This window comes from Vibrio sp. M260118 (genome assembly GCF_036533755.1).
Classification (GTDB): Bacteria; Pseudomonadota; Gammaproteobacteria; order Enterobacterales; family Vibrionaceae; genus Vibrio.
Genome location: NZ_JATABG010000059.1, coordinates 1 through 12,808, shown reverse-complemented (window position 1 = coordinate 12,808; position 12,808 = coordinate 1). Strand labels below are relative to the sequence as shown.

General features: G+C 44.9%; 13 protein-coding genes and 3 pseudogenes. 13 read left to right on the top strand and 3 right to left on the bottom strand.

Features of this window, described 5'->3' with window-relative positions; genetic code table 11:
- The 7 genes and pseudogenes from QTO00_RS06005 to QTO00_RS05975 form a co-directional block, all read left to right on the top strand.
- Positions 1 to 461: pseudogene (locus QTO00_RS06005) on the top strand (electron transport complex subunit RsxC); the annotation flags it as partial.
- Positions 461 to 1,507 (top strand): electron transport complex subunit RsxD, encoded by a 1,047-nt coding sequence (rsxD, locus tag QTO00_RS06000; protein WP_331423642.1) that lies wholly within the window; start codon positions 461 to 463, stop codon positions 1,505 to 1,507. The pseudogene QTO00_RS06005 and the gene rsxD, both read left to right, overlap by 1 nt.
- 9 nt (positions 1,508 to 1,516) lie before the next feature.
- On the top strand, positions 1,517 to 2,152 hold the full coding sequence (gene rsxG, locus QTO00_RS05995; RefSeq protein ID WP_331423641.1) for an electron transport complex subunit RsxG: 636 nt from the start codon (positions 1,517 to 1,519) through the stop codon (positions 2,150 to 2,152).
- On the top strand, positions 2,145 to 2,834 hold the full coding sequence (locus tag QTO00_RS05990; RefSeq protein WP_331423640.1) for an electron transport complex subunit E: 690 nt from the start codon (positions 2,145 to 2,147) through the stop codon (positions 2,832 to 2,834). The genes rsxG and QTO00_RS05990 overlap by 8 nt, the downstream gene beginning before the upstream one ends.
- 49 nt (positions 2,835 to 2,883) lie before the next feature.
- The gene (gene nth / locus QTO00_RS05985) at positions 2,884 to 3,525 is read left to right on the top strand and encodes an endonuclease III (protein WP_331423638.1); all 642 of its coding nucleotides are present in this window, start codon (positions 2,884 to 2,886) and stop codon (positions 3,523 to 3,525) included.
- A 12-nt stretch (positions 3,526 to 3,537) separates the two neighbouring features.
- Positions 3,538 to 3,954: a lactoylglutathione lyase gene (gene gloA / locus QTO00_RS05980; RefSeq protein WP_331423636.1), complete on the top strand. Its 417-nt coding sequence runs from the start codon at positions 3,538 to 3,540 to the stop codon at positions 3,952 to 3,954.
- A gap of 118 nt (positions 3,955 to 4,072) precedes the next feature.
- Positions 4,073 to 4,510: a DUF2753 domain-containing protein gene (locus tag QTO00_RS05975; RefSeq protein ID WP_038206578.1), complete on the top strand. Its 438-nt coding sequence runs from the start codon at positions 4,073 to 4,075 to the stop codon at positions 4,508 to 4,510.
- 70 nt (positions 4,511 to 4,580) lie between these two features.
- Here QTO00_RS05975 and motY read toward each other — a convergent pair whose 3' ends face one another.
- On the bottom strand, positions 4,581 to 5,462 hold the full coding sequence (gene motY, locus QTO00_RS05970) for a flagellar protein MotY (protein ID WP_331423632.1): 882 nt from the start codon (positions 5,460 to 5,462) through the stop codon (positions 4,581 to 4,583).
- Between the two features lie 198 nt (positions 5,463 to 5,660).
- Here motY and rnt point away from each other — a divergent pair, with 198 nt between their 5' ends.
- Both rnt and QTO00_RS05960 read left to right on the top strand, forming a co-directional pair.
- A complete protein-coding gene (gene rnt, locus QTO00_RS05965) occupies positions 5,661 to 6,320 on the top strand; it encodes a ribonuclease T (protein ID WP_038206572.1) in 660 nt (219 codons plus the stop codon).
- Positions 6,321 to 6,349: 29 nt separating this feature from the next.
- Positions 6,350 to 7,675, top strand: coding sequence for a Na+/H+ antiporter family protein (locus QTO00_RS05960; RefSeq protein ID WP_331423631.1), 1,326 nt, complete (start codon positions 6,350 to 6,352; stop codon positions 7,673 to 7,675).
- Between the two features lie 116 nt (positions 7,676 to 7,791).
- Here the strand turns inward: QTO00_RS05960 and bamC are convergent, their stop codons facing one another.
- Both bamC and dapA read right to left on the bottom strand, forming a co-directional pair.
- On the bottom strand, positions 7,792 to 8,820 hold the full coding sequence (bamC, locus tag QTO00_RS05955) for an outer membrane protein assembly factor BamC (RefSeq protein ID WP_038206566.1): 1,029 nt from the start codon (positions 8,818 to 8,820) through the stop codon (positions 7,792 to 7,794).
- Between the two features lie 55 nt (positions 8,821 to 8,875).
- Entirely contained in the window at positions 8,876 to 9,754 is an 879-nt protein-coding gene (gene dapA / locus QTO00_RS05950) for a 4-hydroxy-tetrahydrodipicolinate synthase (RefSeq protein WP_331423628.1), read from the bottom strand.
- Between the two features lie 298 nt (positions 9,755 to 10,052).
- On the opposite strand from dapA, the gene QTO00_RS05945 reads away from it, so the two are divergent.
- The 4 genes and pseudogenes from QTO00_RS05945 to QTO00_RS05930 all read left to right on the top strand — a co-directional run.
- A complete protein-coding gene (locus QTO00_RS05945; protein ID WP_038206560.1) occupies positions 10,053 to 10,595 on the top strand; it encodes a glycine cleavage system protein R in 543 nt (180 codons plus the stop codon).
- Between the two features lie 12 nt (positions 10,596 to 10,607).
- Positions 10,608 to 10,940 (top strand): annotated as a pseudogene (gene bcp / locus QTO00_RS05940) (thioredoxin-dependent thiol peroxidase); the annotation flags it as partial.
- Between the two features lie 89 nt (positions 10,941 to 11,029).
- Positions 11,030 to 12,427, top strand: coding sequence for a tyrosine-type recombinase/integrase (locus QTO00_RS05935; protein ID WP_331423624.1), 1,398 nt, complete (start codon positions 11,030 to 11,032; stop codon positions 12,425 to 12,427).
- A gap of 1 nt (position 12,428) precedes the next feature.
- A pseudogene (locus QTO00_RS05930) lies at positions 12,429 to 12,808 on the top strand (hypothetical protein); the annotation flags it as partial.

The following is a 12,808-nucleotide window of genomic DNA, read 5'->3' as shown; positions in this document are numbered from 1 at the left end:
AGACTAGCGAAAAAGATCCAAAGAAAGCTGCCGTTGCCGCAGCGATTGCCCGCGCAAAAGCGCGTAAAGCGGAGCAGCAAGCGAAATCTGAACCCGTTGAAGAGGCCAAACAGGCCCAGACTAGCGAAAAAGATCCAAAGAAAGCTGCCGTTGCCGCTGCTATTGCCCGCGCAAAAGCGCGTAAAGCGGAGCAGCAAGCGAAATCTGAACCAGTTGAAGAGGCCAAACAGGCCGAGACTAGCGAAGAAGATCCAAAGAAAGCTGCCGTTGCCGCTGCTATTGCCCGTGCAAAAGCACGTAAAGCGGAGCAACAAGCGAAGTCTGAACCAGTTGAAGCAGCCCAACAGGCCGAGAGCGGCGGAGAAGATCCGAAAAAAGCCGCTGTTGCTGCTGCCATCGCTCGAGCTAAGGCACGTAAAGCCGAGAAAGAACAACAAAAACAATCTGAGGAGAAAGAGTAGTGGCCTTCTTTATCGCCAGCTCACCCCATGCGCATAGTCGCAGAAGCACTCCTGATCTAATGAAATGGGTAGCACTTTGTGCTGTTCCAGGCTTAGCCGCGCAAACCTATTTCTTTGGCTGGGGTACCATTATCCAGCTTGTCCTAGCCTTAGTTATCGGCTTAGGTTTAGAAGCGTTAGTCATGCTAGCCAGAAAGCGTCATCCAATGTCTGCGCTACGCGACAACAGTGCATTGGTTACTGCTTGGCTGCTGGCTATCGCTATTCCACCACTATCGCCTTGGTGGATCGTTACCATCGGCTTAGTATTCGCAATTGTCATCGCCAAGCATCTATACGGCGGTATTGGTCAGAATCTATTTAACCCAGCGATGGTGGCTTATGTGGTACTGCTGATCTCGTTTCCCGTACAGATGACCAGTTGGATTTCACCAAACGAGCTACAAGCTAATACGATCTCAAGCGGTGATGCTTTCTCGCTGATCTTTACTGGGTTTAATCTCGAAGGATTGTCTCTTCAGCAAATCCGATCTGGTATCGACGGTGTAACCATGGCTACGCCACTAGATGCATTCAAAACCGCACTGACGGCTGGCAATACAGCAAGTGAAGCTATGGCTCGACCTCAGTTTGGCAGCCTCGCAGGCATTGGTTGGGATTGGGTTAATCTCGCTTACCTAATTGGCGGATTAATACTCATTAAAGTTAGAGTGATCAACTGGCACATTCCGGTTGGCTTTCTAGTTAGTTTGACACTCATCAGCAGCCTGTTCATGGTTTTGACTCCTGGAACAACCGCTTCACCATTGGTGCATTTACTGTCTGGAGCGACGATGCTCGGTGCATTCTTTATTGCTACCGACCCTGTATCGGCTTCGACCACAGTTAAAGGTCGACTGATTTTCGGCGCCTTCATCGGCGCAATGGTGTTCATCATTCGCAGTTGGGGTGGTTTCCCCGATGGCGTCGCATTCGCGGTGTTGCTAGGCAACATGTGTGTGCCGCTGATCGACTACTACACCAAACCAAGAACATACGGTCACTAAGGTTTCATCATGTTAAATGCGATTAGAAAAAACGGTGCCGTTCTTGCGATTTTCGCCTGTGCTTCTACAGGAGTAGTGGCGCTAACCAATTACCTAACCAAAGATCAGATCCAGCTTCAGGAGCAAAGGCAGCTCTTGTCGGTTCTCAATCAAGTCATTCCCCATGAAATGCACGATAACGATCTCTATAGAGCTTGCACCCTAGTTAACGCTCCTGCGTTAGGTACCGACACACCAATGCCCGCTTACCTAGCTACAATCAACAATGAACCGTCTGCTTTAGCCATCGAAGCGATTGCTCCTGACGGCTACAATGGCAGAATCAAGGTCATCATTGGTATTAAGCAAGATGGTACGATTACAGGTACACGTGTATTAAACCATCAGGAAACGCCCGGACTAGGTGATAAAATTGATCTACGAATCACAGACTGGATTCTTAGCTTTACAGGGAAAAAAGTGACTGAAAGTAACCTTTCAGACTGGAAGGTACGTAAAGATGGTGGTCAATTTGACCAATTTACGGGGGCAACTATTACTCCTCGAGCAGTGGTAAAAGCCGTGAAAAATACCGTTCAATACGTCAACACCCATCGAGATCAAATATTGGCACAACCACTAAACTGTGGAGGCAATCATGAGTGATCATAAAACTCTAATCAAGAACGGCATGTGGGACAACAACCCTGCTCTGGTTCAACTGCTGGGCTTGTGTCCGCTGCTTGCAGTGTCATCCACTGTCACGAATGCGCTTGGCCTAGGTATTGCGACCTTACTTGTTTTAGTCGGCTCAAATGTCACCGTATCTCTCGTTCGTGACTATGTGCCAAAAGAAGTCCGTATCCCTGTTTTTGTTATGATCATTGCCGCACTAGTAACATGCGTACAACTGCTGATGAACGCGTATGCTTACGGCCTATATCTTTCGTTAGGTATCTTTATTCCGCTAATCGTGACTAACTGTATCATCATCGGCCGCGCTGAAGCCTTTGCTTCAAAAAACGATGTATTGCCATCAGTTCAAGATGGCTTCTGGATGGGGCTTGGCATGACCAGCGTCCTAGTTGTTTTGGGCGCGATGCGAGAAGTGATTGGTAATGGCACTCTGTTCGATGGAGCTGACCTCCTACTTGGTGAATGGGCAACTTCTTTACGTATCGAAGTGTTCCAGTTCGACAACAGCTTCTTGCTTGCACTACTTCCCCCAGGGGCCTTTATTGGCGTTGGACTACTGATTGCCGTCAAGAATATTGTCGACAAGCAACTTGAAGCTCGACAGCCAAAACAACAAAAGCAGACCATCGAACGAGCTCGCGTAACAAATTAAAACAGTTTGAGCTAACTGCATCAAACGGAGCATTGGAAAGCAGCCTTAAATGAACAAAGATAAACGAAGATTAATACTGGAGCGTTTGCGGGAGAACAACCCTAATCCACAAACCGAGTTAAACTGGAGTACACCATTCGAGCTACTGATTGCCGTACTCCTCTCTGCGCAAGCAACCGATGTGAGCGTTAACAAAGCAACCGATAAGCTGTATCCGGTTGCCAATACGCCACAAGGTCTTCTGGACTTAGGTGTCGAAGGCGTTAAGAATTACATCAAGACCATAGGTCTATTTAACTCAAAAGCCGAGAACGTCATTAAAACATGCAAGATCTTACTCGACCAACATGGTGGTGAAGTACCAGAAAACCGTGAAGCTCTTGAAGCGCTTCCAGGAGTCGGTAGAAAAACCGCAAATGTCGTTCTCAACACGGCTTTTGGCTGGCCTACCATCGCTGTCGATACCCATATTTTCCGTGTATCCAACCGAACTAAACTCGCCATGGGTAAAAACGTCGATCAGGTAGAAGAGAAACTACTTAAAGTTGTACCGAAAGAGTTTAAGTTAGATGTGCACCACTGGCTGATTTTGCATGGGCGCTACACATGTATTGCACGCAAGCCACGCTGCGGTAGCTGCGTAATCGAAGACCTTTGTGAGTTTAAAGAAAAAGTATATCCCGATAATTAGGAGAGCATAACAATGTCAAATGGACGCATTCTTCACACTATGCTTCGTGTTGGAGATCTAGATAAATCAATCAAGTTCTACACCGAAGTCATGGGCATGAAACTACTTCGTACCAATGAAAACAAAGAGTATGAGTACACTCTGGCATTCGTTGGCTTTGGTGACGAATCGCAAGGCGCGGTAATTGAACTCACATACAACTGGGGTACCAGCGAATATGACCTGGGATCTGCGTTTGGCCACGTTGCGATTGGTTTTGATGATATCTACGCCACATGCGATGCAATTAAAGCTGCAGGTGGCAATGTCACTCGCGAGCCAGGACCGGTCAAAGGCGGTAGCACTCATATTGCTTTCGTTAAAGATCCTGACGGATACATGATTGAACTGATTCAAAACAAGCAAGCATCAGCCGGATTAGAAGGTTAAATCGCTCTTGTTATCAATCTGAAAATGGGACAGTGACACACTGTCCCATTTTTTTAACTTTACTTGATAATAATTATCATTTAATCTCAAGCCTGATCTATAGCTGGAGATAATGATAATGGGTATTCAAGAGTGGGAAAAACACACATTACTTGCTGATATAGCGATGAGTGATGATGACCATCTACGTGGTATTCTCCACTATCAACAAGCACTGACTTTGAGTGAAAGAATTAGCGACAGTGAAGAGATTGAAGTCGAAGACCGCCTGATGATTTCGGTGATTTCATGCCACAACCTGGCAATGTTCTGGCGAAATATCGGTGATGTAGCCTACGAGCTTAAATATCTCCAACTTGCGTCAGAAAAGGTTCTCACCCTTGTCCCGCAATGTCCGAATACTCAATGTGACGCCTTTATTGACTCCATGGGTTGCTGTAAAAAAGCACTCATAGAGTTTATGAAAAGGCACCCTAATCCCAAAATTGCCCAATTGGTACAAGATATTGATACCGCAACCAACTGTAACCTGATTGCTAAATTCCGTTTGAACTAAGCTCACTATGCAAACGCAAAAGGCCAGTTTCTCTGGCCTTTTTCATATCTGGGGTTTTCGAATTCGCTACTTAAACCTGCGTTCTACCTAGAGAGATAACAACGCGTCGGTTACGGTCCTTGCCGATAGGAGATGAGTTATCATCAATTGGTCTGCGTCTCCCGTAGCCTTGCACTTGAATTCGGTCTTCGGGTAGTCCTAGCGATTTAAAATATTCTTCTAGGACCTCAGCGCGTCTCTCTGAGAGGTTTTGGCTAACACTTTTGCTATCTTCTGCATCGGTATAGGTTGATACCAGTACAAGGTCAATATCTTGGTTATGTCGAATATATTCAGCAATCTGAGCTAAACGCTTCTGTGACTGCTTGTTCAGTTCGACACTGCTACGATCATAGTGAAGGATAGTAAAGGCAATGTCTTCGAAACTGTATGGCAAAAGATTAGCAATGCAGTCGCTGAATACATTGTACGACTGTTGAAAAAGCACAGAAGAGAGTGCAACTTCAACACGTTGATCACGACTTTGCCACTCTTGATAACTAAAGGTTGGATAACGCCCCTTTTCAAGCTCACCAAGAATGCTCCACGCTGTTTGTCCACCAACGTAGCCATCAAACTGTTGGAAGAAGCGAATAGTTGTCAAACGATCTGCGCTATCCCCCGGTCGCCATGCTGGTGGCATAGAGATCAAACTAACATCACGTGTTTGACCCATAGGGCGTTTCATCTTCAGTTCAAAATCTAAATTAATTTTTTTGCTCGCGTACGAAGAGAATACCGCATCACCAAAATTAGGGATCGGATGAACTAAGCGGCATTCTAGTGGCGTATTGGCAACCATTTGCCACATAGATTGCTGTGGTTTAGCTACATAGTGTTTCTCCAATGCCGCTACATTGTAAGTAAACGCTGTGCTTGCTATTGCAATACTGCTCGCCAATAACTTCTTCATACAATACTTCATCTCTTCACTCGATTTGGGCCGCCAATTTTGCCACCCAACTTGCTTCAATTGGACTAATGCAAAAACCTCGCCAACCGATTTGTATAGGACAAATTACCAATCAATCGTTTTCAATCAGGATTAACGGTTTTTCTCGCCTAAATAATCTGCAATAATGCCTGCCCTGCCACACTATTTTAAGCACACATGACTATTGAAAACGAAGCATTGACGCTCAAAAAACGATTTCGCGGCTATTTTCCCGTTGTTATCGACGTAGAAACAGCTGGATTCAACGCAAAGACGGATGCGCTACTCGAAATCTGTGCCGTGACCTTAAAAATGGACGAAAACGGCGATCTTGTCCCTGCCTCTACTATTCATTTTCATGTTGAGCCGTTTGAAGGTGCAAATCTAGAGAAAGAAGCTCTAGAGTTTACTGGTATTCACGACCCATTTAGCCCATTACGCGGCGCAGTCTCTGAATCAGAAGCCCTCAAAGAGATCTATAAGTTGGTACGCAAAGAGCAAAAAGCCGCTGATTGTAGTCGTGCCATCATGGTTGCTCACAATGCAAATTTCGATCACAGCTTTGTGATGGAAGCGAGCGAGCGTAGCAAACTAAAACGAGTCCCTTTCCACCCCTTCGCAACGTTTGATACCGCTACACTAAGTGGTTTAGCTTATGGTCAAACTGTGTTAGCAAAGGCGTGTAAAACCGCTGGGATGGAATTTGACAATAAAGAAGCCCACTCTGCCCTATATGATACTCAAAAAACGGCAGAGCTTTTTTGTGGCATCGTTAATAAGTGGAAGGCCCTAGGTGGTTGGCCGCTAGTTAATGAGTCACAAGACGAAACAAAATAATAACCGTAAACACAACTCAAGAGTAAATTATGAACCCTGTTGTCATTTCTGTATGTGTCATGCTTGCCTTAGCACTGATGCGTGTAAATGTCGTCGTCGCACTGACATTCAGCGCCATCGTTGGTGGTTTGGTTTCAGGTATGGAACTTAATGAAGCGGTCGCTGCTTTTGAAAGCGGACTTGGTGGTGGTGCAACTATCGCACTTAGCTATGCCATGCTTGGCACATTCGCTGTCGCTATCTCACGTTCTGGAATCACCGATTTGCTAGCCAATAGCGTCATCAAGCGAATTCACGGTAAAGAGAACGCCTCAGCATCGACTGGCCTAAAGTACGCTGTTTTAGTTGCTCTAACATTGGTAACTATGTCTTCACAAAACGTCATTCCAGTCCATATCGCCTTTATCCCAATTCTTATTCCACCTTTATTGGGCGTATTTGCAAAACTTAACCTAGACCGCCGGATGATTGCCTGTGTGCTAACCTTCGGTTTGGTTACACCTTATATGGTTCTGCCTATCGGTTTTGGTGGCATTTTCCTTAACAATATCCTGCTAAAGAACCTACACGAGAACGGCTTAGATAACGTGGTCGCCAGCCAAGTTCCAGTGGCTATGATACTTCCTGCATCTGGTATGATTTTTGGTCTACTCACCGCAATTTTCTTTAGCTACCGTAAGCCTCGCCAGTACATAGAGACTGAGCTGACTCACGTAGAAGAGAACCCAAAGTCAATTAACAAAAAGAACATCCTTGTCGCAGCGGCAGGCATCGTTGCGGCACTGGGGGTACAGCTATCTACAGGCTCAATGATCATTGGTGGTCTTGCAGGCTTTATGGTGTTTACCTTTGGTGGTGTCATTGCTTGGAAAGAGACGCACGATGTGTTTACCAAGGGCGTACACATGATGGCGATGATCGGCTTTATCATGATCGCAGCAGCCGGCTTCGCAGCGGTAATGAAGCAAACTGGCGGTGTAGAATCGCTAGTAGAAGCGCTATCAACCAGCATTGGTGACAATAAACCACTGGCTGCTCTATTAATGCTAGTCGTTGGTCTGTTGGTGACGATGGGAATTGGCTCTTCTTTCTCGACCATTCCTATTCTAGCGACGATCTATGTACCACTAGCGGCCGCGTTTGGCTTCTCGCCAATGGCAACAATCGCTTTAGTCGGTACAGCAGCGGCTCTTGGTGATGCAGGATCACCTGCCTCAGACTCAACGCTTGGTCCAACATCTGGCCTAAATGCAGATGGTCAACACGAACACATTTGGGAAACAGTTGTTCCTACTTTCATTCACTATAACATCCCACTGATTGTATTCGGTTGGATCGCTGCAATGGTTCTATAAGCCGATAATTAGTAGCAGTCTGGAAAAACGAGGACACGATATTTTTTAACTGCTACTACTTGATAATACGAACAAAAAAAAGCTGACATGATGTCAGCTTTTTTTTTATCGAATGATTACTGGTTAGTTTGCCTTTCGGCAATTGCAGCAATAATAGGTACCATGTCTTGAAGCATTGCCTCTTCAACCGGCTTACCATTTGAGTCCGTGACATTAATAGAAGTACGGTTACCAAGGTCACCCAACAAGAAGGTGTATGTGCCTTGGGGAAGCTCAATTGGTTTAACTCCAATTTCGGTCCAAAACTCATCATCTGGTGCTGCGTACTTGGCTTTCACTGTACCTTGAGACTGATTACGCTCTTCAATAGTAAAGCCCATTTCAGGTAGTAATGTCGGTATACGAAGCCACAACACGTTATATGGCGTGCGAGCAATAATAACCGGAAGTCCGCTTCGGTCTGAGCCCATCGATACAGGGATCTGCTTAACGAGTTGCTCAGCTTTGCGTGCAGCTTCTTCACGAATATCTAGGTCGTAACGCGCGGTAACTAAATTCGTCATTAGCGCGTTATAACGCTCTTTGTTGGTCTCAGTGACAGGCACCTGTTTGCCATTTTCACGCCAGTCAATCAGCGAAATCTTAAACCCATGACGGCCACCAACGACGATTCGCTCGATCGCATAACGAGATCCAACTTCAATATCTTCGTCTTGGTCAGTCCAAGAAACCCAGTCTGTTTCGATACGAGTATCAGTCTGCTCACGAACTAGCATTTGCTGTTCTTGAAGCATCTTCAGTGCAGTTTGCCATACTTTATCTAGCTCATCTTCGCGAAGTAACCAAAGAGTTACTTCCCCCTGCTTGCGCTCCGCTCGTGCACCAGGGATCAACTCAAGAACCTGTTGCGGGGAACGAATATCGACCTCACTACCGATTCCACCAACGAACTCACCTTGAGGAATGTTGTAGTCGGGATAGAATTCTGGAGTTGCACCATCGGCCAACTGCCACTCTTTCATTGGTGGCGTGTTCAGATATTCAAAGTCATCTTTTGCCTGACGACGCTGAGCGGCGCTACCAGAACATGCACTTAAAACAAAAACAGCTAGTGAACTGACGACTAGCTGGTGAGACAATTTCATTGAAACTCCTGATACATACTTGCCGAAGTCCACACTTCGGCAATCCATATTAAATTTAGTAAATGCAAGCTTCCGTCATTGCTTGAGCCACTATTGGGCGAGCATTTTCAGACAACTCGGTCAGTGGCAAGCGTAAGCCACCGTGTTCAATCAGCCCAAGTTTATGCGCAGCCCATTTAACAGGGATCGGGCTTGACTCAACGAATAGATTTTTATGTAAAGTCATTAGACGCTGATTGATAACTTCAGCTTCTTCAAACTTACCTTCACGCGCCAGTCTGAACATTTTAGCCATGTCTGCTGCTGCAATATTGTTGGTCACAGAGATGACACCGTTACCACCTTGTTTCACAAAATCAAGGCCAGACGAATCATCACCACTTAGTAAGATAAAATCTTCGCCACAAAGTTCACGATGAATTGCAATTCGGCTTAAATCTCCAGTCGCATCTTTCAACGCAACGATATTTTCTATTTCAGCAAGACGAGCCACAGTTTCTGGCAGTAAGTCTACCGCAGTTCTGCCCGGCACGTTGTACAAAATCTGTGGTACATCACTCTCTTCTGCAATTGCTTTATAGTGCAAGTACAAGCCTTCTTGAGTCGGCTTGTTGTAATAAGGAGTCACACTTAGACAACCCGCAATACCGGAGTTGTTCAGTAAACGGCTAAAGGTAACGGATTCATGAGTTGCATTTGCGCCTGTGCCAGCAATAACTGGAATGCGCCCTTCGGCAAACTCGACCGTTTTCATTACTACTTTGACATGCTCTTCAACTGTAAGCGTTGCTGACTCACCAGTAGTGCCCACAGCAACGATACCATCACTGCCTGCTTCTACATGGTAATCCACCAGCTTCTTCAGGCTCACATAGTCAACCTCGCCATCAAGATTAAACGGTGTGATTAACGCTACTATACTTCCTGAAAACATGTCTTTCTCCCTAATTTAAATCCTAATCGCATGGTACTGTAAGGCGATTGATAAAGACAAGCAATTAAGCCCGCTTAAATCACCTAAATGAATGAATATTTATCAGATGTTAGAACTCTGGCAATTTACTCGATTCAACTCAATTGATGTCAGTCCTGAGTTAGGAATCATTCGAACAGAACGAGTTAGATGAAAAACTGTTCTCAGCGAATTAGAAAAGTGTACCCTGACCATTTTTCTGCATTCATCTGTGCTAAGCTATCTCATTAATAACTTTAACATTGATAGAAGTGACCTTATGACTCAACATCTGGTGATTACTGCGGTAGGAACAGACCGCCCAGGCGTATGCAATCAAGTAGTACACCTGGTCACTCAGTCTGGATGCAATATTGTTGACAGTCGTATTGCCCTTTTCGGCAACGAATTTACCCTCATCATGTTATTAACAGGGAACAATGCTGCCATTACACGTGTCGAGACTACCTTGCCACTTCTCGGTCAAGAACATGATCTAATTACGATCATGAAACGTACATCTTCACACTCGTACATAGACAACGCCTATACCTTAGAAGTGTTTGTCGAGTCAGATGACAAACCGGGGCTCACGGAAAAATTCACTAACTTTTTTGCAGAGAAGAACATCGGTCTTTCCTCGCTCAGCGCGCAAACCATTAATAAAGACAAGATTGATGCTGAGCAAGACCAGTTCCATATCGCCATCTCTGCATCGGTGGATTCTGATTGCAACCTTATGCAGTTGCAGGAAGAGTTCGACGCGATTTGTCAAAAATTAGCCGTACAAGGCTCACTAAATTTCTTAAAAAACAGTCAATAAAAAGGAATACCCATGAACACGCTCACAGCCGGTGCACCAGCGCCAGCGTTCTCATTACTTAACCAAAATGGCGAGACCGTCACTCTAGACGATTTCAAAGGCAAGAAAGTTCTATTTTACTTCTATCCTAAAGCCATGACTCCTGGTTGTACTGTACAAGCTCAAGGACTCCGCGATGTTAAGGCCGAGCTCGATGCCCACAACATTGTGGTACTCGGTGTAAGTATTGACCCAGTTAAACGTCTTGGTAAATTTATCGAGCGCGATGAATTAAACTTCACCCTTCTTTCAGATGAAGACCATGCCGTTGCTGAGCAATTCGGAGTATGGGGAGAGAAGAAGTTTACCCTTGGATAAAAAGTTTGACAGAAACCTTGATAGTTTTCTTTGATAATCTACCTTTAACATAGTGGGAGATATCAAGGAGATGTTTTGTGTCAAATATTCAAGACGAACTAACTTACGATGACTTTCGGCTACTCGAAATAGAAGTTGATACTCTCGCCGAGCTTAAGATAACAAGTAAGATAAACGAAGACACTGGCGAAGCTGTCTTAACCCCACACCTTGCCCCGTCAAACCTCGAAAACAGCTACAAAAAAACAAAACTCATTCTAGCCCCTGATGGTTCGGTAGTTTACCCACAATCTCTCTATCTTGTATCCAAGTTACGGGGTGAAGGTAAAGTAAAAGACACGAGCAGTATTGCAAAAGCCCTACTACTTTTTACTCGCTTCCTCGCTAGCACCCATTCAGATCAATATGATGAAGATGGGACATTGATACGGCGTGCGGAGAACCTTACCTATAAAAGCCTAACTCGTTATGAGGAAAGAGGAGCGCCTTGGCGCTTTGCTCAGTTCCTGCTCGATAATTGTCGTCACAGAAATTCTGAAGGTAGTGAAGCCTTATCACTAGCAACAGCTAGAAGCTATATGAACTCTGTCATTGCCTTCTATAAGTGGCTGCAAAGATCGGGCTATGTGAAAAATGACGATGAACACATTGTTACCCACTACTCCAAGACCACCCGGAGAAATAATCAAGGCATCAACCAGCACGATATGCTGGCTCACACTAGGTCAAACAAGCCCCGTGAAGTTGATATGTCTCACATCATGCAAATGTTCCCTCGCGCAGACTCAACGCCAGCACATAAAAAACTCAAACCCTTGACAGTTAAGCATCAATCTTTGTTTTGTAAATATGTTGAACAACTACCAGAGCCGTTTTCACTAATGTTCAGACTTGCCGTTGAAACAGGCACTAGAATTGATGAGCTACGCCATTTCCCATCATATCAAATTGCAGGAATTGATATAGCTGGGTTAGATGTCGTGCCTATTCGAATCACCGTAACCAAGTTCAACAAACCCAGAATACTAGAAGTGCCGATTGCTATTTACGAAGAGCTTGAAATCTACAAATTTAGTAAGAGGCGACTGAGTAACGCATCAAAGCAAAATAAGCTTATTAAGTCAGGAAACGATTTGGACACGACAAGCTACCTCTTTCTCTCGAACAAAGGCACGTTGTATTCCGCAAATACACTAGAGAAGCATTTCAATGATTTACGCCAACACCTAACAAGTATCGACCCAGCATGGTATTACCGGGTCCATGATTTGCGCTCAACCTTCGCAACTAACTGGCTACGAGATAAAGCAAAAGAGCGCGAAGTAGGTTATGACTTTTTAATGGATGAATTAGCTGTGTTGATGGGGCATGAAGATACCTCAACTACTGAAAAGTACGTAAAGTTCATGAACCAAGAATCCTCTCAACGTTCTGCCGCGAAGCGAAAAAACAACAAATTAAATGGTGGGTGGTAATATGGCAAAAAGTCCGTTAGCAAAGAGCTCGAAGCAGACTATACATCTGATCGAACACAGCAATGTGATCACATTAAAGCCAATCATACCCGTCAAACATAGAGACAGTGCCAGCAGTGTTGAGTTGGATATTTCTCACCTAGCTCATCATTGTTGTGACCTTAAGAACAAACAGATAGAGGGGCGAGTCCACTTCCTACTAAAGTTCGCAAAGAAAACTCAAGATTATATTAAGTATGGCAATTCCGTTCACACTGTAAGTGGAGTTTATACAGCATTTCAAAGCTATATACGTTATTGTGATAGCCAGAATGTGAACCCATTTACAATGACAGGTTACCTTAGCTATTTCGGAAACGATGGCGAACTACGTCGCCAAAT

Bases quoted from the DNA above. Each gene is read 5' to 3' on its own strand.
- rsxG (WP_331423641.1), top strand. From the start codon at position 1,517: ATGTTAAATGCGATTAGAAAAAACGGTGCCGTTCTTGCGATTTTCGCC.
- QTO00_RS05990 (WP_331423640.1), top strand. From the start codon at position 2,145: ATGAGTGATCATAAAACTCTAATCAAGAACGGCATGTGGGACAACAAC.
- nth (WP_331423638.1), top strand. From the start codon at position 2,884: ATGAACAAAGATAAACGAAGATTAATACTGGAGCGTTTGCGGGAGAAC.
- gloA (WP_331423636.1), top strand. From the start codon at position 3,538: ATGTCAAATGGACGCATTCTTCACACTATGCTTCGTGTTGGAGATCTA.
- QTO00_RS05975 (WP_038206578.1), top strand. From the start codon at position 4,073: ATGGGTATTCAAGAGTGGGAAAAACACACATTACTTGCTGATATAGCG.
- motY (WP_331423632.1), bottom strand. From the start codon at position 5,462: ATGAAGAAGTTATTGGCGAGCAGTATTGCAATAGCAAGCACAGCGTTT.
- rnt (WP_038206572.1), top strand. From the start codon at position 5,661: ATGACTATTGAAAACGAAGCATTGACGCTCAAAAAACGATTTCGCGGC.
- QTO00_RS05960 (WP_331423631.1), top strand. From the start codon at position 6,350: ATGAACCCTGTTGTCATTTCTGTATGTGTCATGCTTGCCTTAGCACTG.
- bamC (WP_038206566.1), bottom strand. From the start codon at position 8,820: ATGAAATTGTCTCACCAGCTAGTCGTCAGTTCACTAGCTGTTTTTGTT.
- dapA (WP_331423628.1), bottom strand. From the start codon at position 9,754: ATGTTTTCAGGAAGTATAGTAGCGTTAATCACACCGTTTAATCTTGAT.
- QTO00_RS05945 (WP_038206560.1), top strand. From the start codon at position 10,053: ATGACTCAACATCTGGTGATTACTGCGGTAGGAACAGACCGCCCAGGC.